Below are 23,199 nucleotides of genomic sequence, written 5' to 3'. Positions count from 1 at the left end.
GTTATAAAATCAGGCAGTGATCTTTTCGGAGCGAAGATGGATACAAACTTGGCACTGATGGAACAGGATGCTGTATTTGGCCTTGACGCCGCGAGGGCGGGTCAGGAAAGCGGCCTTTTGCAGCCCGTCGAGAGTTTTGACGAAACGGCGCCGGATATCGTTCTTTGCCGTCTGGCGGCATCGGGCAATATTGCGGCGTTCGAGTTGATCTATGAGCGGTATCATCGCCGCACGTACAGCCTGTGCCTGCGAATGACGAGCAGTCAGGCCGAGGCGGAAGATCTGACTCAGGAAGTGTTCATTCAGCTTTTTCGCAAGATCGGAAGTTTTCGCGGCGATTCGGCGTTCTCGACCTGGCTTCACAGGCTGACGGTCAATCAGGTGTTGATGCACTTTCGCCGCCGCAGTGTGAAGAACGAGCGGACTTCGGAAGACGGTGAGATGCCGGAACAGACGGTTCGCGGCACGGCCAATCCTGGCAAAATGCAGGTCGTTGACCGCATCGCTCTGAAAGATGCCATTGCGGAATTGCCGAACGGCTATCGGAATGTTTTTGTCCTGCACGATGTCGAAGGTTTTGAGCACGAAGAGGTCGCCCGCATTATGGGCATCTCGGTAGGGACTTCGAAATCGCAGCTCCACAAAGCCAGATTGAAGCTGCGCGGATTGCTGATCAAGAAACAGGATTAGATTCTAAAAATTTAGGCCAAAAATCACGAACACCTACATCGATGTTCGTGTTTTTTGTGTCGATATTTGTTGAGAATTATCAAAAAATTGCCTTTCATTAGGCAACGTTTGCGGGCCGTATTTAATCTATCATTGTGAACGGGCAAAGAGTGAAAAAGTGTCCTACGTTTTCAGCGAAAAATGAATTGCGATGAATGTAAAAATTTGATCAGCGTCTTTATGGACGATGACCTCGACGAGGAGCGGTCGGCGCATGTCAGGGAGCACCTTGGGATGTGCAATGCCTGTGCTCATGTCTGCGAAGATCTTGCATCGATCATTGACGTTTGTGCCACAGAATCGCCGTCCGAACTTCTTCCGCCCAATTCAAAAGCCCTTTGGTGCCGTATCAGTAACACCATCGAAAACGAGAAAAAGCCGGACATCGTGCCGCCGGCGGAAGAGCCGCAGCGACGCCTTTGGCGCTTTTCGTTTGTTCAGGGCGCGACAGCCGTTCTTTGTATCGCAGTTGTGAGTTCGTTAGTTACGATAGTTGCTTTACAAGCATATCTGCCGCCCACGACAGATGCTCCAATGCGTTCGGCAGCGTCGCAAACTACATTTGAAAAATTCTTAGGCCAGATCGGCCTTATGGAAACGCCGCATCAGGCCCGCGAGCGACGTATCAAGGAACAGCAGGCAGCCATCGATTATTGGAATGAACGTGTGCAGACGCGCCGCGTCCAATGGGACCGAACAACACGAGATGCTTTTGACCGAAACTTGCAGGTGATCGATGAATCAGTCAACGATTACACGATGATCCTCTCTCAGGACCCTGAAGATGAGCTTTCAGGCGAGATGCTTGATTCGGTGCTGGACGATAAAATGAATTTGCTTCGTGATTTCTCTGACCTTTAATGCAGATCTGTAGATCAATAAAGCTATTTGTGCCCGCCGCAAAAACTACGATCTTTTTAAGCGTAGTTTTTTTATTGGCAATTTTTGTCGCTGAAGCGGTAGCGCAAAAGAAATACTCGCGAAATTTCTCGGCGGGGCAGAACGTTCGTTTGCAGCTTTTGAATCGAACCGGAACCGTCGTCGTCGAAGGCTGGAACCGGCCCGAGATAAATATTTCCGCATCTCTCGAGGCTCCCGCCGCCAACATTGTTCCGCAAACTCTGAGCGGTACGATCGTCGTCAATCTCGTCCGCGATAATCAGGGACGTGATGTTGGGAACGTGAATTTTACTATTCGTGTTCCTTACAGCACGATGGTCGATATCGAGACCATGGTCGGCAATCTCAGCGTCACCAACATTCAAAGCGGCCTTGTGAGGGCACACATTACAAGCGACGGCGACATCACGCTGATGAACATCGTTTCCTCGGCTGTCTCGGCTGAAAACGGGATCGGCGATATTGTTTTCGATGGCGAGATATTGAACAGCGGCAATTATCGGTTCTCATCGCGCCTGGGTACGATAAATCTCAGGATCCCTTTTAATGCATCATTCAGCCTTGTAGCAACTGCTCCATCGACCCGCAATATCTCGCTCGGGCCGTTTGCCAACCCGAATATGAACTACCTCGGCACCGGACGCCGTATCGTCGGACGATTTGGCGAAGGCAGTGCAACACTCACGGTAATCAATCAACGCGGCAATATTTCACTACTTCGCCGATAGTATTTTATTGACCCGCATCATCTAAAGGCAGTAAGATAAGAGCGTCCGCTCGATCTGCACACCTAATCAAATGAAAAAATATCAAACATTGCTTTTTGCCGCATGCGTAGCTCTATTCTCATTTTCAACATTTGCTCAGTCGCCGCAATTGATCAAAAGAACCATCACAAAAACGGACATTTTTGAGTTTGGCTCCGGAGGCACTTTAGCGATCACCGGAGCACCGAACGGCTCTATTCGTATTGCCGGAACGAATAAAAATGAGATCGAGATCACTGCCGAGATCGAACTGCAGGCTGCGAACGAGGCGGACATCGCGAAACTTGCGGCAGTAACCAGCTATGTGACCGATGAGATGAGGGGACGGACCGGCATTATTAGCTATGGAACCTATAACAAGATCGGCGACAAAAAGCTCTGGAAAAAGTTTCCGAAAAATCTCTTGAACCTGCCGATGCGGATCGATTATGTAATAAAGGTCCCGCGTTACTGCGATCTGGAGATAGACGGCGGCAAAGGCGATCTGTCGATCTCAGGTGTCGAAGGTTCGATGCGCATAAATTTTTTGGAGACCGATGCAAACATTGCAGTTATCGGAGGAGCAACGAATATCACGGTTGGCAGCGGTAAGGTTAACGTTGCCCTTGGAACAAAAGGCTGGCGCGGGCGTTCTGCTGACATTAATCTTGGTACAGGAGACCTGAAAGTAAAATTGCCTTCGAATATCAGTGCCGAGATAGATGCTGCTATTCTTAAGACCGGAGCTATTGAGAACACAGTACCTGATCTGAAACCTCGTAGTCGCAAGGTGCCGTTTACCGATAAGTCCATCGAGGCAAAAGCCGGAGTGGGCGGAGCACCGCTAAAATTTACCGTTGGTGACGGAACCTTGAAAATGGAAACGCTTGAATCTCCGCTTTGATCTGTGACATTCGGAATTTCTCTTTAGAAGGTGATAAACTGTGGTTGTTTATCACCTTTTTTATGACTATAAAATCAGATATTTGGCTGCGCAAAATGGCCGAAGAAGAGGGAATGATCGAGCCTTTTCTAGCGTCGCTTGTCCGTGAGGTTGAGGGCAAGCGAATTATCTCGGCGGGCTGTTCAAGTTATGGCTACGACATGCGTTTGGCAGATGACGGGTTTCGCATTTTTTCATCCGTTCACGGCAAAGAGATCGATCCTAAGCATTTTGACGATCATTATTCGCTTATTGAGCCGGAGCTTAACACTGCCGAGGACGGTTCGAAATATTACCTGTTGCCGCCGCATCACTACGGCCTTGGCGTTACGGTTGAGACGTTCAAAATGCCGCGAAATGTGACAGGGGTCGCGCTTGGTAAATCGACATACGCTCGTGCGGGTTTGCTTGTAAATACCACGCCGCTTGAAGCTGGCTGGACGGGCCGGCTTGTCGTTGAGATCGCAAATCTCGCAAATCTGCCATTGCGTGTCTATGTCAACGAAGGCATTGGACAAATATTGTTCTTCGAATCAGACGAAGACTGCGGCGTCTCGTATGCGGATAGAGGCGGCAAGTATCAGGGCCAGTCAGGATTGACGTTTGCAAAAATGTAAATGATAAGTATCGACAACTACATCAACGGCGAGATCACACCTCCTATTTCGGGCGAGTATCTGGAGAATTTTGACCCGTCGATCGGCGCGGTCTATTCGCATATTGCAGATTCAGATGAACGTGATGTGCAGCGTGCGGTCGAGGCGGCTAAGTCTGCCTTTCCAACTTGGTCGCAGACGTCGGCGGAAGCGAGACACGATATTTTGATGCGGTTGGTTTCGCTGATCGAGCGAGATCTTGAGCCGTTGGCTATGGCTGAGTCGATAGATCAGGGCAAGCCTGTTTCGCTTGCCAGAACAGTCGATATTCCACGTGCGAGTGCGAATTTTAAGTTTTACGCGACGGCGGCTATGCACACCGCGAATGAATCTCACGATTCCTATGCGATCGGTGCTCTTAACTACACACTTCGTCAACCGCTAGGCGTCGTAGGCTGCATATCGCCGTGGAATCTGCCGCTTTATCTGTTCACGTGGAAAATTGCACCTGCTATTGCTGCAGGCTGCACAGTTGTCGCAAAGCCGAGTGAGGTAACTCCCATGACGGCTTACATGCTTTCAAAACTTTGTATTGAAGCCGGACTGCCTGCGGGAGTTTTGAATATCGTCCACGGAACTGGCCCGAATGTTGGCTCTGCACTTGTTTCGCATAAAGACGTAAAAGCCATCTCATTCACTGGCGGCACTAAGACCGGCGAAGAGATCGCTCGTGTCGCCGCTCCGATGTTCAAGAAACTGTCGCTCGAACTTGGCGGTAAGAATCCGAACATCATATTTGCCGACTGCAATTACGAAGAAATGCTGACGACCACGATTCGCTCTTCGTTTTCTAATCAAGGTGAGATTTGTTTATGTGGTTCGCGGATTTTTATTGAACGGCCGATATATGAGCAGTTCAAGGGTGATTTTCTTTCGCGTGTTTCGGCATTAAAAGTCGGCGATCCGCTCGAAGCCGATACTAATGTCGGTGCCATCGTCTCAAAGCCGCATTTTGACAAAATAATGTCGTACATCAACCTCGCAAAATCCGAAGGCGGTACGATCCTTGTGGGCGGAAAGCAGGCAAATCTCGATGGCAGATGTTCCGACGGATGGTTTATTGAGCCGACCGTTGTCGAGGGGCTGCCTTTTGATTGCCGGACGAATCAGGAAGAAGTATTCGGTCCGTTTGTGACGATCATGCCGTTTGATACGGAAGATGAAGTTCTAAGTTATGCTAACAGCGTTCGCTACGGCCTATCGTCGTCGGTTTGGACCGAAAACCTTTCGCGAGCGCACCGCGTAGCATCAAAGATCGAGGCTGGTTTCGTCTGGGTAAATAGCTGGATGCTCCGAGATCTTCGGACACTGTTCGGCGGTTTCAAAGACAGCGGCGTCGGTCGAGAAGGCGGCTTTGAGACTTTAAGATTTTTCACTGAAGAAAAAAATGTTTGTGTAAAAGTGTCAGAACGGCCTGCGTGAGCAGGAAGAATGGATGAACGGAAAATGCGGACGGTAAAGATATTGTTAAGAAGCGTTGCGGGATTGATAGGAGTAAGTGGACTCTACCTGATCTTCGGTATCGTCATAGACACTTACGTTTTTCCTGCGCCGAAACCTGATTACGCTAACTATTTTCGTCCCGGCGACAAACTTGTAAGCAGGTTCGAAGGTTTCGACCAGACGGTATTAGGCGTCAAGGACGGATGGCTGCACACGCGTTTGGTGGTCGTTCCAAATGCTGCCGGGCCGCCTGAGCATTTACACGAAGCTTTTGCGGAAACATTTACGGTTAAAAGCGGCACTCTCAGTATTTTGGTCAATGGTGAAAAAAGAACATTGCGGGCGGGCGAAACGATCTCGATCCCGCCGATGACAAAGCACAAGCCTTTCAATGAGACGAGCGAGCCAGTTATTGTTGAAAGCGAAAACGAGAAAACGCTGCCGGTCGAATTTGGCTATCATCTTTCGCAGCTTTATGGATTTATGGACAGTCAGCAAAATGGCCCGACTATGATGCAGATGTTGATGCAGCTTTCGGTTTACGGGACCGAAGCTGATTCTTACATTGCTGACGGCCCTTCACTCGGTCTTCAAAAATCAATGCGAGTTATTATGGCACCGACTGCCCGGCTTTTGGGTTACAAGAACTACTACGAGGAATACAGACCTCGACATAACTAAAAGAAATCTTACCTCGCCCGAATCTCAGTTCCTTCGCCGGGCGTGACAAATAGCATTTTGGCCGACTTCCTTACATTTGCCGTGTGCCACGTATCCTTCGGAACAATAACAAAAGAACAAGCGGCGTCCATAACAACTTCACTTAGACGTCCGTTTGATTCAAGCAAGAGGGTTATATCGCCTTCAATTAGAAATACAAACTCTTCGCCATTTGGGTGTTTTTCCCAAGTTTGCCAGTCGTCATCAAATGAAAAAAAAGAAATTAGGCGAGAAAAATCACCAAAGTCGCCTTTTTCCAGTGATTCCCAAAACTTGGAATCTACATTCAGTGGCCGAGCTCCGTTTATGTCATCGAGTGCAACAAAATTGTCGGCAATATTTAAGGGTTTCATGGTATCCGCTAAATCTATATCTATTCGTTTTGGTTATCAAATCTCTGAACAACTCGTTTCGCTGCTGTCATTCTCTAAGCCATCTCAACTAAAGATCTTAGATCATCAATGCTTATTTTATCTAGATGAATCAGTATAAGCGGGTGGTCTAAATAATGGTCTTCAATAAAATAAATGTCAGGAGCTCCATCCAACAAACTTGAGCGCATCATCTTATCGACCTTAACAACAATAGACTTACCATCTTCGCGGAGTCTGGCGATCATTTTCCCCTTGATCTTAAAAATTGGCGAGCCGTACGCGATACCTTCTTCTACCTCCGGAAAACTCAGAGCTATGCGTCTCAGGTCATTAAAATGGGCGACGTTAAAGTTAGACATTTTTTATGCTACATAATATCAGATCAATAAAAGAGACCGAACGACTAGTCAAGAATTGTGAAAAGATTGCATAATTTAGTTATGAAATTATTACTCTTGATAATCTTATTACTAGTCAACTTTGGCGTTTCACAAGGTCAGACAAAGCCGCCAACAGAATCGGCGATGTCACGTTTTCTTCGCTATATAAAGATCGATACGCAGTCGGCGGAAGACCAGCCGACGAATCCGAGCACAAAGAAACAGTTCGATCTGGCGCGGCTTTTAGAAAGGGAACTTAAAGATCTTGGCGTGGAAAATGTTCGCGTTAGTGAGTTCGCCGTTGTGTATGGAATGATCCCTGGCAATCTGGCTGATAATTCCAAGGTGCCGACGATCGGTTTCATAGCCCATATGGACACTTCACCGGCGGTTTCGGGGGCGAACGTTAACGCGATCATACATAAGAACTACCAAGGCGGCGATATTGTTTTACCAAACGACAAAACACAGGTCATCACGGTCGCACAAAATCCTAACCTTAAGAATCTTATCGGAGATGACATCATCACGGCAGACGGCACGACGCTTCTTGGATCGGATGACAAAGCGGGCTGTGCCGAGATACTGACAATGATCGACATCCTCAAACAAAATCCGCAGATCAAGCACGGCAATATTGCGATCGCATTTACGCCTGACGAAGAAGTCGGAGCAGGCGTTGACAAGTTTGATATTAAAGGCTTTGGGGCAAAATATGCCTATACGGTTGACGGCAAGGAATTAGGGGATATTGCAAACGAAACGTGGTCGGCTAGAGCGGCGACGATAACATTTCGGGGCAGAAGCACTCATCCAGGCACGGCAAAGGGAATAATGATCAACTCGATGTATGCTGCGGGTGATTTTCTTGGCAACTTTCCGGTCAACGCTCCGAATCGCCCGGAAACTACGGAAGGTCGAAGTGGTTTTGTGCATCCATATTCGTCGGCGATGAATGAGGAGACCTCGACGGTCAAAATAATCATTAGAGACTTTGACCTGTCTGGCGTAGCTGCAAAGGAAAAGCAGTTGAAGGCTATGGTCACCCGCACTCAACGCAAGTATCCTAATGTCAAGATCGAATATGAATCGAAACTCAGTTACCTAAATATGAAGGAAGTGCTCAAGGATTATCCTCAGATAACCGACTACGCAATTGAGGCTACAAAACGTACTGGCCTTCGTCCTGTGATAAGGCCGATCCGCGGCGGTACCGATGGCTCACGTTTGACCGCTATGGGACTGCCGACACCTAATCTTTTTACCGGTGGTCATAATTTTCACGGCAAGCTCGAGTTCAATTCTCGTAAGGGTTTGGAAAAATCCACCGAGATGCTCGTAAATCTCGTTCAGGTCTGGGCGGAAAAATCGCAATAAGGATCAGCCGCCGATCACACATATAAAAACGGATAAGAAGTGATTTCTTATCCGTTTATTTGTGACTATTGGTGTTATAGCTATTTATAAAGATCTGGAAACTTAGTCTTTAACTCTTCGAGTTTCGGTAGATCGTGATAGACGATATAAGGGTCTTTAGGGTGAAGTTTTAGGTAATCTTGGTGATAACCTTCAGCTTCATAAAATTCTTTCAGGGAAACAACTTGCGTAACGACAGGCTTTGGAAAAGCCTTCGACTTGTCAATTGCTGCAATATGGTCATTCGCTAATTTTTTCTGCTCTTCACTTGAATAAAAGATTGCTGAACGGTATTGCGTGCCTGTATCAGGGCCTTGACGATTCAGTTGCGTAGGGTCATGGGCCACTGAAAAGAATACAGGCAATAGCTGCTCATAAGTGACCTTTGCAGGGTCGAAAGTAACCTTTACGGATTCCGCATGTTCCGTCCTGCCTCCACTCACGGATTCATAATCCGCGTTCTTAGAGTCGCCGCCCGAATAACCCGACCTCACATCCGTGACTCCTTTGACATGCTCAAAAACCGCTTCGACGCCCCAAAAACATCCGCCCGCAAATACCGCAGTTTGCGTTTGAGATGTGGAAGGCTTTTCACTCGCAGGCGTTGGTGCTAAGTTTGCGAAGTCAGTGGTTGTTGTCGAACTGTTTACGACGCTGCAGCCAATGCCTGCCGCGAACGTCAGAATTATTAATAACTTGGTAAAAATTGACATATTAAAATCTCTCAACAGTTATATCCGCATCTTATCCCACTTAATACTTCGCATTTTAGGCACAATTAGATTCCCGCGGTCTGACGGCCAGCCTTGCTCTGGGACGGGCATATTAGGCCTCTTAAGTCATTTAGGGTCTAAGCAAATTATCTGTTTCAGCCGGATTCCTGATAAAATCTAATTAATCGATGAGGGAAAGCATAATTAACAGTTCTAAAGCTCCGGAACCGGTTGGTCTGTATCCTCACGCGCGACGTGTGGGCAATTTGCTGTTTCTTTCCGGCGTTGGGCCGCGTGAAAGAGGAACAAAGAAAATTCCAGGTGTGGAATTAGACGAGATGGGACAAATTGTAAGCTACGACATCGAAACGCAGTGTCGCTCGGTATTTCAAAATGTACGAAACATTCTGGAAGATGCAGGATCAACGTGGGACGACGTCGTCGATGTGACGGTCTTTCTGACCAATATGAAGGATGATTTTGCGATCTATAATCGCGTTTATGCCGAGTATTTTGCCGATAATCAGCCATGCCGGACGACGGTTGAGATCAGCAAACTGCCGACGCCGATCGCGATCGAACTAAAGGTTATAGCAACGATAGAATAAGCAATAAATTAGGAGAAATACGTGATAGAAACAAAAGGTTACGCAACACATGATGAAAATGCAAAATTCGCGCCGTTCGAGTTCGAGCGTCGCGATTTAGGACCAAATGACATCTTGATAAACATCGAATACGCGGGAATTTGTCATTCGGACATCCATCAGGCGAAAAATGAATGGAAAGATTCGATGCCGACAAATTATCCTCTGGTTCCGGGACACGAAATTGTCGGAAAGGTTAGTCAAGTCGGTGATGCCGTGACGAAGTTCAAGGTTGGAGATGTAGCAGGTATTGGATGTTTTGTGGATTCGTGCCGCGAATGTGTTAATTGCAAAAAGGGCCATGAGCAGTTTTGCGTAAAACAAGCGGCATTTACATACAACGGTACAGAAATGGATCGCGTAACTAAAACTTATGGCGGATATTCGGACAAGTATGTGATCGACGAGAAATACGCGCTTAAGGTTAATGCCGATGGCGATCTTTCAGGCATCGCTCCTTTGCTGTGTGCCGGAATCACAACCTATTCGCCGTTGAAAAGATTTAACGTCGGGCCAGGCCAAAAGGTCGGCATCGTGGGACTGGGTGGTCTGGGCCATATGGGAGTTAAGATCGCGGTTGCGATGGGCGCTGAAGTGACTATCTTCAGTACATCACCGTCAAAAGAAGCGGACGCGAAAGCTCTCGGAGCACATCATTTTGTAGTGACTCGCGACCCGGCAAACATGGCACCGCTTGCGGGCACTTTCAACTTTATTCTCGATACCGTTTCGGCTGATCACGATGTGAACCAGTATCTGAATTTGCTTGGTGTCGGCGGAGCGATGGTAGTTGTTGGTGTGCCGCCAAGCCCGAATATGATACACGCTTTGTCACTTATATTCGGCAATAAAACGCTTTCTGGTTCGCTAATCGGCGGCATCCCGGAAACACAGGAAATGCTCGACTTTTGCGCCGAGCACAACCTTGTATCAGATGTGGAAGTGATCTCGCCCGACAAGATCGAAGAGGCGTATGACCGCACTGTAAAAGCCGACGTTCGCTATCGATTTGTCATCGATATGAAGAGTTCCTAGATGAGATACGTCGCCTTGCTCCGCGGCATTAATGTCAGTGGCAAGAACATGATCAAGATGGAAGCGCTCCGGGCGACTTTTGAGTCGCTCGGATTTAAGAATGTCGTTAGTTATATTAACAGCGGCAATCTTGCTTTTGATTGTGTTAAGAGTGCGGAAGCGAAAATTGTAAATAAGTTGGAAGACGTCATCCAAAAGGATTTCGGCATCAACATTTCTGTTATGGTTCGCGAACAAAACGCTATCGCAAGTGTGTTGGCAAATAACCCGTTCGACGGACAATACGAAACGCACAAGCAAATGCATGTCCTCTTCATGCGCGACCAAATGCCTATCGAAAAGCAGGCCGCGCTTGTCGAATTTCAGACGGATCGAGAAAAGTTCGCGGTCAAGGGACTCGAGATCTATGCAATGCTGCTCGACGGCGTAGCCGAAAGCGTTGTGTTCAAGAAGAACTTTATCGAAGGAAAACTAAAGACCCCAATAACCGGACGCAATTGGCGGACAGTAGAGACGATAGCGAGTCTGTGAAAATGCGTTAGCGCCGAAATCGAAAATATTCGTCGAGAGGATGTTTTTCACCTTTTAGCATTGCGGCTGTCATGTCCATACCTATTACGGAAAATGTGATCCCGTTGCCGCCGAATCCGAGGACGAAATATGCGGAAGGGAAATTTGGGTGCTTGCCGATATAGGGTAAACCGTCTTTCGTTTCACCAAACGTTCCTGCCCAGGCAAAGTCGGTTCGGAATTTTACAGACGGTAGCAGCTTTTTAAGCTTTTTCTCAAGCCGTGCGGCCTTTTTATTAAGCAGAGCAGCGCGTTTCTTTGTGTCGAGAAAATCTTCGTCCTCGCCGCCGATCAGGATGCGATTATCGTCGGTCGTTCGCATGTAATTATACGGGTCGGCGGTGTTCCAGAACACGGTTTCGCTGAGATGAGAATGATCGTCCTCCGAAACCTCGCCGACGATGGCGTATGTAGAGATCAGATCGACGAACTTGTCCTTGATCATTTCGGTGCTTTCGAAGCCGGTGCAGTAGATCACTTTCCGAGCCTTGATCACATTGCCGTATTCGGTCGTTATACGAACTCCGTTCCGTTTATGCTCGATCTTGACGAGGTCAGTTTTGTCGTAAACCTGTAAGCCCCGTTTTTTGTTGAATTTGAGGATCTCATGAGCCAGACAAAAGGCATCGATGCTGCCGCCTTGAAGCGATAAAATGCCGCCGAAAGTGCCTTCGATGCCATATCTCTTCTCAATTCCCGCGCTTTCAAGCCAACTTACCGGAAAACCATGCTTTTCACGTGCGGCAAATTCTTTTCGCAGCGACTCGACATCTTTTTTCATGGACGCAAAATACAGCGAGTCTTTTTTCTTGAAACCGCACGTCGAGCGAATCTCTCGCGACACTTTCCAAAGATCGTCTATCGAATTAAAACAGGCCCAATAGCTTTCCACAGCACCGCGTTCGCCGATCATTTCTATGAGTTCGTGCAGCGGCGTATCGATCTCGTATTGAAGCATCGATGTCGTAGCCGACGAACTTCCATGGGCTATTTCGCGACGGTCGATCAACGTGGTCGCGTAGCCCTCGGCAATGCATCGGTGAGCGATAAGGCTTCCCGTAATTCCGCTGCCGACAATGAGGATATCGGTTTCGATATTCTCCGCCAGCGACGGATATGTGTTGATCAAGCCATTTTTTACCAGCCAAAAAGGCTCATTAGATCGTAGTTTCATAGGTTTAGCGGTGCGCTTGTTGCCGGTTTGATTGTATACTGTTGAAAAACAAATTGGGCTATTGAGGATTTTGTTTGTCATGCCTATACGACGACCTTTTAACTTCAAACAATGGATAGACGAGCATCGGCATTTGTTGAAACCGCCGGTGGGGAATCAGTGTGTTTATAATGACGACGATTTTATTGTGATGGTCGTCGGCGGGCCGAATTCGCGCAAGGACTATCATTGGGACGAAGGCGAGGAGCTGTTTTATCAGCTCGAAGGCGATCTCACGGTGCAGATTCAAGAAGACGGGAAGCCGGTCGAGATTACGATCCGCGAAGGAGAGATGTTTCTCTTGCCGCCCCGCATTCCGCACAATCCGGTTCGCGGAGCAAACACAGTCGGCCTCGTCATCGAACGGAAACGCCGCGAGGGCGAACTCGACGGGCTGCTTTGGTTCTGCGAGAATTGCAACGCGAAACTTTACGAAGAGTACTTCCAGCTCGGAGACATAACAACGCAGTTTCAGGGCGTGTTTGCAAGGTTTTATGCGTCGGAAGAACTGCGGACTTGTAAATCCTGCGGAGTGGTGATGGAACCGCCAAAATAAACCTGGAACTTTAAATTTGCGAGTCTAAGAATCGATAGAATTCAGTTGACGTAATACTTCTGTTAATTTTTTGACGGCGGGTTTGTAGGCCATCCAGAAGTAGATCTCGCAGCATATTACACTTGAGATTTCTGCGATTAAAATTAGTTTGGCAAGGCTAACAGCCCGGCGTTCAATCGAAACTGTAGGGTTATCAAAAGACCCGATACCATAATATGTTGCGGTAAGCATCAACGGAACAAAAATATAGACTGCGATGCGAGTTTGCCAAAAAAAGCTTTTTAGATTCTTAACTTCCGCATTTATAGACTCGCTGACCGTGGCTCTGTCCGGTTCGAGGAAATGCCCGTCTTTATAAAGTCCGCGTATCTTGCGGACATACCAAATGCCGAGAATCAGTGCGAGCATAGCGGCAAAAATCAGTCGCGGGTAAAAGAACACTGGAATAAAGCACGCGGCCGTTGTAATGGCTTGAACCCAAAAGTCAATCCTCGCATTCCGCCGCAGCTTTATCTGGAGTTGGTCCGCGAGTGTTTTGAGTTCTGCTGAACTGATCGTTGTTGAGAGTTTATCGTTTTGCCAAATGGCTTTTAGGTCGTCATCGTTCATTTTGATAATTTCTCCATTAGAGTTCTTTTCAACCGCATCAGCCGCGTTGCGACGTTAGTTTTGGTCATGCCAAGAATCTCGGCTGTTTCCTCGTAAGATTTGTCGTCGAGAAATAAACTAACGATGGCTCGGTCAACGGGTATTAATTCGCGGATAGCTGCATAGAGGCTTTCGCGGCGATCGTCATAAGCCGTGTCATTGATTGGCATAGGAAAATTCTTTCCGTCGAGAGTCTCAAAGAGTTTTTTGTGCCGAACTGCTTTTGCTCTGAAACTCAATGCGCAGTTGATGCAAATGCGGTAAATCCATGTGGACAGCTTTGCCTCGCCGCGAAAATTTCCGAGCGACCGCCAAATCTGTATCAGCATTTCCTGAAACAGTTCTTCATATTCGTCCCGGTTGAATGTATAAACGCGACACAATTTATGTATCGTGCCTGCATTCTCTGTGATAACCCGTTCAAATTCCGGCTGCATCGTAGAATTAGTCAGCATTGGAAAGCTAAAAATCACAAACGGCCAATCTTTTTGCAAATGTGATTTTTGAGCCTATGATTAATACTAATACGACAGATTCGGACGACATCCGAATCAGATCAAATTAGTTTTGGAGAATAATATGAAAAAAATAATATCGCTGGTATTCATCTTTACATTTCTGGCTGCTTCAAGCATTCATGCGCAGACGCCGAAACGGCCTGCGACATCAGGCATTCTCTATAAGATAACCGGCAAAAATCTAAAAAAGCCATCCTATCTTTTTGGAACGATCCACCTGGTATGTGAAAAGGATATGTTCTCGTCCGAGAAATTAAAATCCATTATCGATCAAACGGGACAAGTTATGTTTGAGACCGACTTTCTTGATCCGGCGGCATTGCAGAGAGCCGCTGTAGCGTCAAAACTTCTTGACGGAAAGACAATGAAGGACTATCTGACCACAGAGGAATACGCGAAGATCGACGCGTACTTTAAGACCTATATGGGAATTTCGTTTGACCTTCTAAATACCTACAAGCCGATATTTGCGACCACAGCCTCTATAAGCAGCCCCAAAATCCTCGGCTGTCAGCCACCCGTAATCTATGACAAGTTTCTTGCCGAGACCGCAGTCGCAAAAAAGCTGCCGATCATCGGACTTGAAAGCATGGAGGCACAGATGGCTGCGGTTGATTCGATTCCGATTGAGCAACAAATTCAAGAAATGAAAGAGGCCGCCGCCGATCCGGCGAAGACTATTGCCCAATTTAAGAAACTATCCGCAGCCTATCTATCACAAAACTCCGATCAACTTTATGTCGTGGTTGAGAGCGAGTTTAAGGAGACGGGGTATTCGCAGGCTATAATGCTCGATAATCGAAATATAAGCTGGATACCGGTCATCGAGAAAAATATTGCCCTAAAGTCGTCGTTCATAGCCGTCGGCGGCGGACATCTGGGCGGCAAGAACGGCGTGGTCAATCTGCTTCGCAAAAAGGGATATATTTTGACGCCGATCAGACTATGAAACCCATTCTCGCGTAAAGTTACCGCGAAAATATTCGTTTTCCGTTAGACATTGATTTGAATCGTAGAAGGTGTGAACGCCGCTCGTCTGTTCTACAATATTTGAAAGACGCTTATGCTAAAGATCGACGTTCACACCCATATCCTGCCTCGCGATATTCCGCGTTGGAAGGAAAAATTTGGCTACGGCGGGTTTATTACCCTTGACCATTACCAGCCTTGTTGCGCACGGATGGTTCGTGATGACGGTGTATCGTTTCGTGACGTTGAAGAAAACTGCTGGAGTGCGGAAAAAAGGATTGAAGAATGTGATGCGACCGATGTAAATGTTCAGGTGCTTTCGACTGTGCCGGTAATGTTCAGCTACTGGGCAAAGCCGCAAAATGGAGCCGAGATCGCCCGTTTTCTTAATGAACACATAGCCGAGATCGTCAGTGAATTTCCACTACGTTTTATCGGCCTTGGGACAGTGCCGATGCAGGACGCTGATCTTGCGATCGAGGAGCTTGAACGCTGCAAAGAAATAGGCCTCGCGGGTTTGCAGATCGGGACAAATGTAAATCAGTTAAATCTCGGCGAACCACAATTTTTCGAGTTTTTTGAGGCTTGCGAAGAGCTTGGAATGGCGATCTTTGTACATCCGTGGGATATGATGGGCGAAAAGGATATGCAGAAATACTGGCTTCCGTGGCTCGTCGGTATGCCTGCCGAAGTTTCGCGTGCTATTTGTTCGCTGATCTTTTCAGGTGTCCTTGAGCGATTGCCAAATTTGCGGATCTGCTTTGCTCACGGCGGCGGCGCGTTTCCGGCGACCATTGGCCGCGTAGATCACGGCTTTAATGTCAGGCCCGACCTTTTTACGGACAATCGGTATAGCCCGCGCAAATATTTGGACAGAATGTATTTTGATTCGCTTGTTCACGACCCCGCCCAACTCGACTATCTGTTGGATCTTGTCGGTTCTGGTCAGGTTATGCTTGGCAGCGACTATCCTTTTCCATTGGGCGAGCTTGAACCCGGTAAAATGATCGAATCAAGCAATTATGACGAGGAAATAAAGGCAACGTTGCTGCACGGAGCGGCTTTAGACTGGCTAAATCTTGATAAATCAAAATTTATATGACTTGACTAGCTAGTCTGACTAGCATTATGATAAAAGTATGAAAGTCAGTGTTTACGAAGCAAAATCCAAGCTCAGCCAGATGATAAACAAAGCTCTTGAAGGCGAAGAGGTCGTGATTACTCGAAATGGAGTGGAAGTTGTTAAGCTTTCTCCTGTGCAGAAGAAAAAACGGGAGTGGATCGGAATGTGGAAGGGCCAGATCAAGATCCATGATGACTTCGATGATCCTCTTCCAGAGTTTGAGGAATACATGTGAGCATTTTGATAGATACTCATGTGTTCCTTTGGGCGGCTGGAGTCGATGGACAACTTGGGCGCGGAGCTCGTGAGTTGTTAGAAGATCCAGAAATTCCCATTTTCTTTTCGGCAGCAAGTGCTTGGGAAATCGCCATCAAATGGTCCAAGGGGCGACTTGATTTGCCCTTGGCCCCATATGAATTAGTGCGAGAAACTGTTGCGGCCGCCGGTTTAACTCAACTCGCGATCTCCATTCGGGACGCGTGCTCTGTTGGCGATTTGCCGCTTCATCATAGGGATCCATTTGATAGATTGCTTGTGGCACAGGCCCGGGCAAACGGTTTGCGACTGATGACTGCTGATCCGATCCTAGAGAAATATGATGTTGATGTGATAGCACTGTGGTTGGACGAAGATGATGAATGAGCAAGCCTTAATATTTGATAATGCCGAGGCATTGGATGAAAGCGATCCGCTTTGCAGTTATCGCGAACGCTTTCATTTTCCGGAGGTAAAAGATGGTGCCGAGCCGATCTATTTTACGGGCAATTCGCTCGGGTTGATGCCGAAAAAAGTTAGGGAATACGTCGATCAGGAGCTTGATGACTGGGCCCGGCTCGCTGTTGATGGCCATTTGGAGGCGAAACATCCGTGGCTTCCGTATCACGAGTTCTTGACGGAGCAAATGGCGGCAATCGTCGGGGCAAAGCCGCTTGAGACCGTGGTGATGAATTCGCTGACGGTAAATCTGCATCTGTTAATGGTCTCGTTTTACAGGCCGACGGCTGAATGGTGTAAGATCGTCATTGAGAAAGGTGCGTTTCCATCCGATCAGTATGCCGTAGAATCTCAAATTCTCTTTCACGGATTTGATCCATCAAATGTATTGATCGAGTTAGAGCCGCGCGAGGGTGAATCGATTCTTCGCACAGAAGACATCATCGAAACGATCAACCGCGAAGGTTCGTCGATCGCACTCGTAATGCTCGGCGGTGTAAATTACTACACTGGCCAGGCGTTTGATATGAAGGCGATCACACAGGCTGGACACAAAGTTGGTGCGATTGTCGGGTTTGATCTGGCGCACGCGGCTGGAAATCTCGAACTGAAATTGCATGATTGGAATGTAGATTTTGCGTGCTGGTGCTCGTACAAATATCTGAACGGAGGCCCAGGCTCTGTCGGAGGAGCTTTTGTTCACGAACGGCACGCGACATCATTTGACCTTCCAAGATTTGCCGGCTGGTGGGGACATCATAAGGAATCGCGCTTTCTTATGGGGCCGGAATTTAACCCGCTTGCCGGTGCGGAAGGCTGGCAGTTATCAAATCCACCAATTTTGCAAATGACGGCGCTTCGTGCGTCGTTGGAGATTTTTGAAGAAGCAGGCATGTCCGCATTGACCGAAAAGTCACGCAAATTGACGGGCTATCTCGAATCGCTAATAGATAACATCGGTGACGAGCGAATTTCAGTTATTACGCCTCGCGATCCGAACCAACGCGGTTGTCAGTTATCGATCCGTGTTCGCGGCGGCGAAAGATCTTTGCACGCCCGGCTGACATCAAAAGGTGTATTTGCCGACTGGCGCGAGCCTGATGTTATACGCGTTGCTCCCGTGCCGCTGTATAATAGTTTTGAGGATGTCGTTCGGTTTGCTGAAATTTTGAGGGACGTATTGCGATAACATTGTGACACGACATTTAGGGCGGGCGAAGATGGAGTTAACATGATCCGTGCAAAGATAAATGAGATTGAACAAGAGTTTGCCGATGGGATTTCGGTTCTGGAGGCGGCCCGCACCTTAGGGGTCAAGGTTCCGACGCTTTGTAATGATGACCGGCTTGACCCAGTTGGTGCATGTCGAATGTGCATGGTCGAGATAAAAGGCCGGGCTCACGAGGCAGTTTCTTGTACGACGGCCCTTGCCGACGGGATGGAAATTACGACCCACGGTGAGCGGACAGAATCTGCTCGACAGTGGAACTTGCGAATGCTTGCCCGCAGTTATCCTGCTGACTCATTCCTGAAATATCCCGACAAACCTTTTCACAAACTTGCGACTGACTACGGCCTGACCGCGAGCGACTTCTCTGATACCCACAGTATCACTGCCGACGACTCGCATACATATATTCACGTTGATATGTCACGGTGCATCAACTGCTATGCGTGCGTGCGGATATGCGCCGATGTGCAGGGGCAGTTTGTCTGGCATGTGATCGGCCGTGGTGAAGAGTCGCAGATCATGCCAGACTCGTTCGGGACGTTCGCCGACAGCACATGCGTTTCCTGCGGAGCGTGTTCAGATGCTTGTCCGACCGGTGCGTTGGAAGATAAGACGGTAATTGAACGCGGGATCGCAACCGAGTGGACGCGAACGACGTGCCCTTATTGCGGCACGGGCTGTGAGATGAATGTCGGCACCCGCGAGGATCGCATTGTCCAGGTAAAACCAGTGATGGACGCTCCCGTAAATTACGGCCACCTTTGCGTCAAAGGTCGTTACGCCTTTGATTTTGTAGATGCGGAAGACCGGGTGACGGAGCCTATGATCCGTGAGGGCAGTGTTTGGCGGGTAGTTTCGTGGGAAGAAGCAATTCAATATACAGCCGATAAACTGAAAGCGATCGATAACGAATTTGGGAAAGAGAGCATAGCGGTCCTCGGTTCGGCGCGGGCGACGAACGAAGAAAATTATCTTGCTCAAAAGTTCACTCGCGTCGTTCTTGGCACAAATAACGTCGATTGTTGCGCCCGCGTTTGTCACACACCTTCGGCAGCGGCGATGAAGATGATGATCGGCACCGGCGCGATGACAAATTCATTTCATGACATCGAAAAGGCGAAGACGATAATCCTATGCGGCGCCAACCCAAGCGAAAATCACCCGATTCCCGGAGCCCGCATCAAACAGGCCGTGATCAAGAACGGTACAAAGCTGATAGTCATTGATCCGCGAAAAACCGAGCTTACAAAATACGCCGACGTCCATCTGCAATTGCGGCCGGGCACGAACATTTTGATGTTTAACGCATTGGCCCAGGCGATCATTGACGAGGGGCTGACGGATGCTGAATTTATCCGTACGCGGGTTGACGAGTTCGAAGAGTTTAAGGCATTTGTTGCCGAATATTCACCTGAAGCCGTTTCAGAAAAATGCGGCGTCGATGCCGAATTGATCCGAAAAGCTGCGCGTATTTACGCCGGCGACAAACCATCGATGGCGATGCACGGTTTGGGTATGACCGAGCATCTGCAGGGAACAGAGGGCGTGATGACGATCGTTAATCTTGCTCTCCTGACCGGCAATATCGGCAAACCGGGTGCGGGCGTCAATCCGCTCCGCGGGCAGAACAATGTGCAGGGCTCTGCCCATATGGGCTGTGATCCAGGTATCTTGACGGGCTCCGTCACGGTCGAAGCAGGCCGGGAATTGTTCGAAAGTGTTTGGAAAACCGCGATTCCCACAGCTGCGGGCCTAAACCAGCTTCAGATGATAGATGCCGCCCGCGACGGCAAACTTAAGGCTCTGTGGACGATCGGATACGACGTATTCCTTTCAAACGCTAACGCTCACGAGACCGCAAAGGCATTTGCAAATATGGACCTCGTCATCATTCAGGATTTCTTTATGAATGAAACGGCGAAACGATTTGGACATGTATTTTTCCCGGCGACCACGTCGTTCGAAAAAGACGGGACGTTTATGAACGGCGAACGCAGGGTGCAACGTATTCGAGCGGCGGTTGAGCCGCGTGGAAATGCGCGTTCGGACCTGCGGATCATTTGCGACTTGGCGGCGGCGATGGGGTACGAAAAAGATTTTGAATTTGTCACAGCCGAAGATGTTTGGAATGAGGTGCGAGCGGTGTGGCCGCCGGGATTTGGCATAACCTATGACCGCATCGAGCATGGCGGAATCCAATGGCCTTGTCCAGACGTTGATCATTCCGGAACAGAAATTTTGCACGAAACATCTTTTTCAAACGGCGTAACCGCTGGTTTGAGACGGATCAAATATCGGCCTACGAAGGAAACCGTTACACACGAATTTCCGTTCCTGCTGACCACGGGACGGGTGCTTGAGCAATTTAATGCAGGTACGATGACGATGCGGACGCCGAACCGTGAATTGCGGCCGACCGATCTTCTTATGGTCTCAAAGTCCGATTCTACGAGGCTGTCGATTGCAGACGGCGAGATTGTGCGGCTCAGGAGTAATTACGGCGAGGCGGTTTTACCTGTCGAGATTACGGACAAGGTCAAATCCGGGGAGCTTTTTGCTTCGTTTCACGACCCGGCGGTGTTTCTGAATTACGCGACGGGGCCGACGCGAGATCGCTTCACACAAGCTCCGGAGTTTAAGGTTACGGCGGTTTCCATCGAAAAATTGGAAGCTTAGATCTCGAATATCTGATGTCAAAACAAAGCGTAGTTATTATCGGCGCCGGACTTGCCGGCTCGCTGCTCGCGATCTATCTTGCAAAGCGCGGCATCGTGGTCGATGTTTATGAGGCGCGAGGGGATATGCGGCTCGAAGAGGTCGCGGCTGGACGTTCGATCAATCTTGCTTTGTCTGATCGCGGTATAGTGGCTCTGCGCGAGGTTGGAATGGACGAATACATGCTCGCCGAGGCTGTGCCGATGTACGGACGGATGATCCATTCCGTCGCGGGTGAAACGAAGCTGTTGCCGTATTCGGGAAGGCAGGGTGAATACATCAATTCAGTGTCGCGCGCCGGCCTGAACATCGCTCTTATTAATGAAGCCGACAAATATGACGAAGTGACTTTTTATTTTAACGAGCGGACTGTTGGTTTTGATTACAATAGCGGGGAAGTTCGCTTATCAAGCGGAAAGGTAGTCAGAGGCGATACGGCGATCGCAACTGACGGAGCAGGTTCGGCAATTCGGACTGCGATGCTGCAAGGCGGTGTCGAGCGATTTGATTTTGAGCAGAGATGGCTTGCGCATGGGTACAAGGAATTGCATATACCGTCTGCGGTTGAATTTGGAGTTCAACCACCCGCTATCGCAGGTGGTTCTGACACGCGGTTCCTACTTGAAAAAAATGCTTTGCATATCTGGCCGCGGCATCAGTTCATGATGATCGCATTGCCAAATTTTGACGGCAGCTTTACTTGCACTTTGTTTTTGGCACATACGGGCAGAAACGCGAGTGTAAACGAGCGTGCCGCCGGTAAAAACAAACGCGTTGATGAGGGCACGCTTCCTAACGGTCACGTTTCCGCCCTAATGCTGGACAATTCATTTTCACAACTTACGGATGTTAATGCCGTAACAGATTTTTTCCGTCGCGAATTTCCCGATGCGTTGAAATTGATGCCGACTCTGGTTGAAGATTTTTTTCACAATCCGACAGGCAATCTGGGAACGATCAAATGTTTTCCGTGGAACGTTGGCGGCAAGGCTTTGTTGCTGGGCGATTCTGCCCACGCGGTTGTGCCGTTTTACGGACAAGGAATGAATTGCGCTTTTGAAGACGTCCGCGTGCTCGATTCTCTTCTGTCAGAACAAGGAGCGATAGCGACTGGGTCCCAGATCGATTGGGAGCGAATCTTTGTTGAATACGGCGAACTTCGCAAGGTCAACACCGATGCCATCGCCGACATGGCCGAAGAGAATTTCTACGAGATGCGCGACGCAACCGCCAACCCTGTTTTCCAGCGAAAGCGCGAACTGGAAACAAAACTCGAACAAACCTTTCCTGATTATTTTTCTAAGTATTCGATGGTCACATTCCGCGAAGATCTGCCGTATTCTGTTGCAAAGGAAAAAGGAAATGCTCAGGATAAATTGCTAATGGATTTGTGCTCAAACATTTCCGACGTGAACGAACTTGATCTAAGATCGGTTCGGGAGAACCTGTTGACTAATGGCTGATCTCGATCTTAAAAACCCGATCGATATTTCGATACCGCTTCGTTTTGACGGCCAGCAGCCGAACGCGTATGGCGTTGAGAATGCGTCTGCAAGTGCTTGTGAATACGGCGAGCTTATTGGAGACACGCGTCGCGGTGGAAGCTGTAATTTTGAACGCATAACATTTATTCCGCATTGCAACGGAACGCATACCGAGTGTGTCGGGCACATCACGAATGAGCGTATATCGGTGCGCGTTTGTTTGGTAGATGTGATGATGCCCGCTTTGCTCGTTTCGGTCGAGCCTGAGATGTCTAACGGCGATCTATTGCTTACACGAAGCAGACTTGAAAATGCGGGCGTTCAATCCCCCGCTGCCGCAGTTGGTGCTGACGCTTTGATAATTCGCACATTGCCTAATGAAGACAGTAAATTGTCGCGAGTGTATGATGAGAACAACATCCCGCCATATTTCACGCCCGAGGCGATGCAGTTTATCGTCGAATGTGGCTTCAAGCATTTGCTCGTCGATCTGCCTTCCATTGACAGGCTGTTTGACGAAGGCAAACTCCTAAATCACCGCATTTTCTGGAACGTCGAGCCGGGAAGTTTAGAAGTAAATCCTGAGACACGCATAAACAGCACTATCACTGAAATGATCTATGTGCCAAACGATGTCGCAGACGGTGAGTATTTATTAAACCTACAAATAGCGCCGTTCGAAACCGATGCCAGCCCCAGCCGACCAATTTTGTTAAGAAAAAATTAAGATTTAGCCACAAATGACACGAATTTCAC

26 protein-coding genes are annotated in these 23,199 nt (G+C 48.4%); 20 read left to right on the top strand and 6 right to left on the bottom strand.

Annotated features, from left to right (window positions below; all coding sequences use genetic code 11):
• The first annotated feature begins 57 nt into the window (after positions 1-57).
• The 7 genes from IPL32_04340 (at position 58) to IPL32_04310 (ending at position 6,098) form a co-directional block, all read left to right on the top strand.
• Positions 58-690 (top strand): RNA polymerase sigma factor, encoded by a 633-nt coding sequence (locus IPL32_04340; protein ID MBK8465039.1) that lies wholly within the window; start codon positions 58-60, stop codon positions 688-690.
• Positions 691-870: 180 nt separating this feature from the next.
• Positions 871-1,590, top strand: a complete 720-nt coding sequence (locus tag IPL32_04335; protein ID MBK8465038.1) for a zf-HC2 domain-containing protein — start codon at positions 871-873, stop codon at positions 1,588-1,590.
• Between the two features lie 74 nt (positions 1,591-1,664).
• Positions 1,665-2,357 (top strand): hypothetical protein, encoded by a 693-nt coding sequence (locus tag IPL32_04330; protein ID MBK8465037.1) that lies wholly within the window; start codon positions 1,665-1,667, stop codon positions 2,355-2,357.
• A 70-nt stretch (positions 2,358-2,427) separates the two neighbouring features.
• Positions 2,428-3,279: a hypothetical protein gene (locus tag IPL32_04325; protein ID MBK8465036.1), complete on the top strand. Its 852-nt coding sequence runs from the start codon at positions 2,428-2,430 to the stop codon at positions 3,277-3,279.
• A gap of 62 nt (positions 3,280-3,341) precedes the next feature.
• On the top strand, positions 3,342-3,935 hold the full coding sequence (locus IPL32_04320; protein ID MBK8465035.1) for a dCTP deaminase: 594 nt from the start codon (positions 3,342-3,344) through the stop codon (positions 3,933-3,935).
• A complete protein-coding gene (locus IPL32_04315) occupies positions 3,936-5,396 on the top strand; it encodes an aldehyde dehydrogenase (GenBank protein MBK8465034.1) in 1,461 nt (486 codons plus the stop codon). It begins immediately after the preceding gene.
• 9 nt (positions 5,397-5,405) lie between these two features.
• The gene (locus tag IPL32_04310; protein ID MBK8465033.1) at positions 5,406-6,098 is read left to right on the top strand and encodes a cupin domain-containing protein; all 693 of its coding nucleotides are present in this window, start codon (positions 5,406-5,408) and stop codon (positions 6,096-6,098) included.
• Between the two features lie 8 nt (positions 6,099-6,106).
• Here IPL32_04310 and IPL32_04305 read toward each other — a convergent pair whose 3' ends face one another.
• Positions 6,107-6,490 carry a cupin gene (locus IPL32_04305; GenBank protein MBK8465032.1) on the bottom strand — a complete coding sequence of 128 codons (384 nt, stop codon included), beginning with the start codon at positions 6,488-6,490 and terminating at the stop codon, positions 6,107-6,109.
• 74 nt (positions 6,491-6,564) lie between these two features.
• Positions 6,565-6,870, bottom strand: a complete 306-nt coding sequence (locus IPL32_04300) for an MmcQ/YjbR family DNA-binding protein (GenBank protein ID MBK8465031.1) — start codon at positions 6,868-6,870, stop codon at positions 6,565-6,567.
• Between the two features lie 81 nt (positions 6,871-6,951).
• Between IPL32_04300 and pepT the strand changes: the two genes are divergently transcribed.
• Positions 6,952-8,268, top strand: coding sequence for a peptidase T (gene pepT / locus IPL32_04295; GenBank protein ID MBK8465030.1), 1,317 nt, complete (start codon positions 6,952-6,954; stop codon positions 8,266-8,268).
• Between the two features lie 80 nt (positions 8,269-8,348).
• On the opposite strand, the gene msrA is transcribed toward pepT, so the two are convergent.
• The gene (gene msrA / locus IPL32_04290; protein MBK8465029.1) at positions 8,349-9,020 is read right to left on the bottom strand and encodes a peptide-methionine (S)-S-oxide reductase MsrA; all 672 of its coding nucleotides are present in this window, start codon (positions 9,018-9,020) and stop codon (positions 8,349-8,351) included.
• Positions 9,021-9,208: 188 nt separating this feature from the next.
• Between msrA and IPL32_04285 the strand changes: the two genes are divergently transcribed.
• From IPL32_04285 to IPL32_04275, 3 genes are read left to right on the top strand one after another with little or no spacing between them, the layout of a single operon-like run.
• Positions 9,209-9,628 (top strand): RidA family protein, encoded by a 420-nt coding sequence (locus IPL32_04285; GenBank protein MBK8465028.1) that lies wholly within the window; start codon positions 9,209-9,211, stop codon positions 9,626-9,628.
• A gap of 21 nt (positions 9,629-9,649) precedes the next feature.
• Complete coding sequence (locus tag IPL32_04280; GenBank protein ID MBK8465027.1) at positions 9,650-10,702, top strand: NAD(P)-dependent alcohol dehydrogenase; 1,053 nt, start codon at positions 9,650-9,652, stop codon at positions 10,700-10,702.
• Positions 10,703-11,233, top strand: a complete 531-nt coding sequence (locus IPL32_04275; GenBank protein ID MBK8465026.1) for a DUF1697 domain-containing protein — start codon at positions 10,703-10,705, stop codon at positions 11,231-11,233.
• 7 nt (positions 11,234-11,240) lie between these two features.
• Here IPL32_04275 and IPL32_04270 read toward each other — a convergent pair whose 3' ends face one another.
• On the bottom strand, positions 11,241-12,446 hold the full coding sequence (locus tag IPL32_04270; protein ID MBK8465025.1) for an FAD-binding oxidoreductase: 1,206 nt from the start codon (positions 12,444-12,446) through the stop codon (positions 11,241-11,243).
• Positions 12,447-12,525: 79 nt separating this feature from the next.
• Between IPL32_04270 and IPL32_04265 the strand changes: the two genes are divergently transcribed.
• Positions 12,526-13,041 carry a 3-hydroxyanthranilate 3,4-dioxygenase gene (locus tag IPL32_04265; GenBank protein ID MBK8465024.1) on the top strand — a complete coding sequence of 172 codons (516 nt, stop codon included), beginning with the start codon at positions 12,526-12,528 and terminating at the stop codon, positions 13,039-13,041.
• Between the two features lie 24 nt (positions 13,042-13,065).
• Here the strand turns inward: IPL32_04265 and IPL32_04260 are convergent, their stop codons facing one another.
• Together IPL32_04260 and IPL32_04255 are read right to left on the bottom strand one after the other, a co-directional pair.
• On the bottom strand, positions 13,066-13,650 hold the full coding sequence (locus IPL32_04260; protein MBK8465023.1) for a hypothetical protein: 585 nt from the start codon (positions 13,648-13,650) through the stop codon (positions 13,066-13,068).
• Positions 13,647-14,144: a sigma-70 family RNA polymerase sigma factor gene (locus IPL32_04255; GenBank protein ID MBK8465022.1), complete on the bottom strand. Its 498-nt coding sequence runs from the start codon at positions 14,142-14,144 to the stop codon at positions 13,647-13,649. Before IPL32_04255 ends, IPL32_04260 begins: the two co-directional genes overlap by 4 nt.
• A 124-nt stretch (positions 14,145-14,268) precedes the next feature.
• Here IPL32_04255 and IPL32_04250 point away from each other — a divergent pair, with 124 nt between their 5' ends.
• The 8 genes from IPL32_04250 (at position 14,269) to IPL32_04215 (ending at position 23,170) form a co-directional block, all read left to right on the top strand.
• Positions 14,269-15,156: a TraB/GumN family protein gene (locus tag IPL32_04250; GenBank protein ID MBK8465021.1), complete on the top strand. Its 888-nt coding sequence runs from the start codon at positions 14,269-14,271 to the stop codon at positions 15,154-15,156.
• A 114-nt stretch (positions 15,157-15,270) separates the two neighbouring features.
• Positions 15,271-16,278: an amidohydrolase gene (locus IPL32_04245; GenBank protein ID MBK8465020.1), complete on the top strand. Its 1,008-nt coding sequence runs from the start codon at positions 15,271-15,273 to the stop codon at positions 16,276-16,278.
• A gap of 37 nt (positions 16,279-16,315) precedes the next feature.
• On the top strand, positions 16,316-16,534 hold the full coding sequence (locus IPL32_04240) for a type II toxin-antitoxin system Phd/YefM family antitoxin (GenBank protein ID MBK8465019.1): 219 nt from the start codon (positions 16,316-16,318) through the stop codon (positions 16,532-16,534).
• Positions 16,531-16,941: a type II toxin-antitoxin system VapC family toxin gene (locus tag IPL32_04235; GenBank protein MBK8465018.1), complete on the top strand. Its 411-nt coding sequence runs from the start codon at positions 16,531-16,533 to the stop codon at positions 16,939-16,941. The genes IPL32_04240 and IPL32_04235 overlap by 4 nt, the downstream gene beginning before the upstream one ends.
• Positions 16,931-18,202, top strand: a complete 1,272-nt coding sequence (gene kynU, locus IPL32_04230) for a kynureninase (protein ID MBK8465017.1) — start codon at positions 16,931-16,933, stop codon at positions 18,200-18,202. Before IPL32_04235 ends, kynU begins: the two co-directional genes overlap by 11 nt.
• A gap of 42 nt (positions 18,203-18,244) precedes the next feature.
• Positions 18,245-20,920, top strand: a complete 2,676-nt coding sequence (gene fdhF, locus IPL32_04225; protein ID MBK8465016.1) for a formate dehydrogenase subunit alpha — start codon at positions 18,245-18,247, stop codon at positions 20,918-20,920.
• Between the two features lie 11 nt (positions 20,921-20,931).
• Positions 20,932-22,422, top strand: coding sequence for an FAD-dependent monooxygenase (locus IPL32_04220; GenBank protein MBK8465015.1), 1,491 nt, complete (start codon positions 20,932-20,934; stop codon positions 22,420-22,422).
• Positions 22,415-23,170, top strand: a complete 756-nt coding sequence (locus tag IPL32_04215; GenBank protein MBK8465014.1) for a cyclase family protein — start codon at positions 22,415-22,417, stop codon at positions 23,168-23,170. Before IPL32_04220 ends, IPL32_04215 begins: the two co-directional genes overlap by 8 nt.
• Positions 23,171-23,199 lie beyond the last annotated feature (29 nt).

This window comes from Chloracidobacterium sp. (assembly GCA_016711345.1).
In the GTDB taxonomy this organism is placed as follows: domain Bacteria; phylum Acidobacteriota; class Blastocatellia; order Pyrinomonadales; family Pyrinomonadaceae; genus OLB17.
Note: the sequence above shows the minus strand (reverse complement) of the source record. Positions and strands in the feature narration are given on the sequence as shown.

What these genes read in the sequence shown, in the direction of transcription:
- IPL32_04305 (MBK8465032.1), bottom strand. Translation starts at nt 6,490, where the DNA reads ATGAAACCCTTAAATATTGCCGACAATTTTGTTGCACTCGATGACATA.
- IPL32_04240 (MBK8465019.1), top strand. Translation starts at nt 16,316, where the DNA reads ATGAAAGTCAGTGTTTACGAAGCAAAATCCAAGCTCAGCCAGATGATA.
- IPL32_04320 (MBK8465035.1), top strand. Translation starts at nt 3,342, where the DNA reads ATGACTATAAAATCAGATATTTGGCTGCGCAAAATGGCCGAAGAAGAG.
- IPL32_04255 (MBK8465022.1), bottom strand. Translation starts at nt 14,144, where the DNA reads ATGCTGACTAATTCTACGATGCAGCCGGAATTTGAACGGGTTATCACA.
- IPL32_04310 (MBK8465033.1), top strand. Translation starts at nt 5,406, where the DNA reads ATGGATGAACGGAAAATGCGGACGGTAAAGATATTGTTAAGAAGCGTT.
- IPL32_04275 (MBK8465026.1), top strand. Translation starts at nt 10,703, where the DNA reads ATGAGATACGTCGCCTTGCTCCGCGGCATTAATGTCAGTGGCAAGAAC.
- IPL32_04315 (MBK8465034.1), top strand. Translation starts at nt 3,936, where the DNA reads ATGATAAGTATCGACAACTACATCAACGGCGAGATCACACCTCCTATT.
- IPL32_04245 (MBK8465020.1), top strand. Translation starts at nt 15,271, where the DNA reads ATGCTAAAGATCGACGTTCACACCCATATCCTGCCTCGCGATATTCCG.
- IPL32_04250 (MBK8465021.1), top strand. Translation starts at nt 14,269, where the DNA reads ATGAAAAAAATAATATCGCTGGTATTCATCTTTACATTTCTGGCTGCT.
- fdhF (MBK8465016.1), top strand. Translation starts at nt 18,245, where the DNA reads ATGATCCGTGCAAAGATAAATGAGATTGAACAAGAGTTTGCCGATGGG.
- pepT (MBK8465030.1), top strand. Translation starts at nt 6,952, where the DNA reads ATGAAATTATTACTCTTGATAATCTTATTACTAGTCAACTTTGGCGTT.
- kynU (MBK8465017.1), top strand. Translation starts at nt 16,931, where the DNA reads ATGATGAATGAGCAAGCCTTAATATTTGATAATGCCGAGGCATTGGAT.
- IPL32_04270 (MBK8465025.1), bottom strand. Translation starts at nt 12,446, where the DNA reads ATGAAACTACGATCTAATGAGCCTTTTTGGCTGGTAAAAAATGGCTTG.
- IPL32_04325 (MBK8465036.1), top strand. Translation starts at nt 2,428, where the DNA reads ATGAAAAAATATCAAACATTGCTTTTTGCCGCATGCGTAGCTCTATTC.
- IPL32_04335 (MBK8465038.1), top strand. Translation starts at nt 871, where the DNA reads ATGAATTGCGATGAATGTAAAAATTTGATCAGCGTCTTTATGGACGAT.
- IPL32_04215 (MBK8465014.1), top strand. Translation starts at nt 22,415, where the DNA reads ATGGCTGATCTCGATCTTAAAAACCCGATCGATATTTCGATACCGCTT.
- msrA (MBK8465029.1), bottom strand. Translation starts at nt 9,020, where the DNA reads ATGTCAATTTTTACCAAGTTATTAATAATTCTGACGTTCGCGGCAGGC.
- IPL32_04300 (MBK8465031.1), bottom strand. Translation starts at nt 6,870, where the DNA reads ATGTCTAACTTTAACGTCGCCCATTTTAATGACCTGAGACGCATAGCT.
- IPL32_04265 (MBK8465024.1), top strand. Translation starts at nt 12,526, where the DNA reads ATGCCTATACGACGACCTTTTAACTTCAAACAATGGATAGACGAGCAT.
- IPL32_04285 (MBK8465028.1), top strand. Translation starts at nt 9,209, where the DNA reads ATGAGGGAAAGCATAATTAACAGTTCTAAAGCTCCGGAACCGGTTGGT.
- IPL32_04340 (MBK8465039.1), top strand. Translation starts at nt 58, where the DNA reads ATGGAACAGGATGCTGTATTTGGCCTTGACGCCGCGAGGGCGGGTCAG.
- IPL32_04260 (MBK8465023.1), bottom strand. Translation starts at nt 13,650, where the DNA reads ATGAACGATGACGACCTAAAAGCCATTTGGCAAAACGATAAACTCTCA.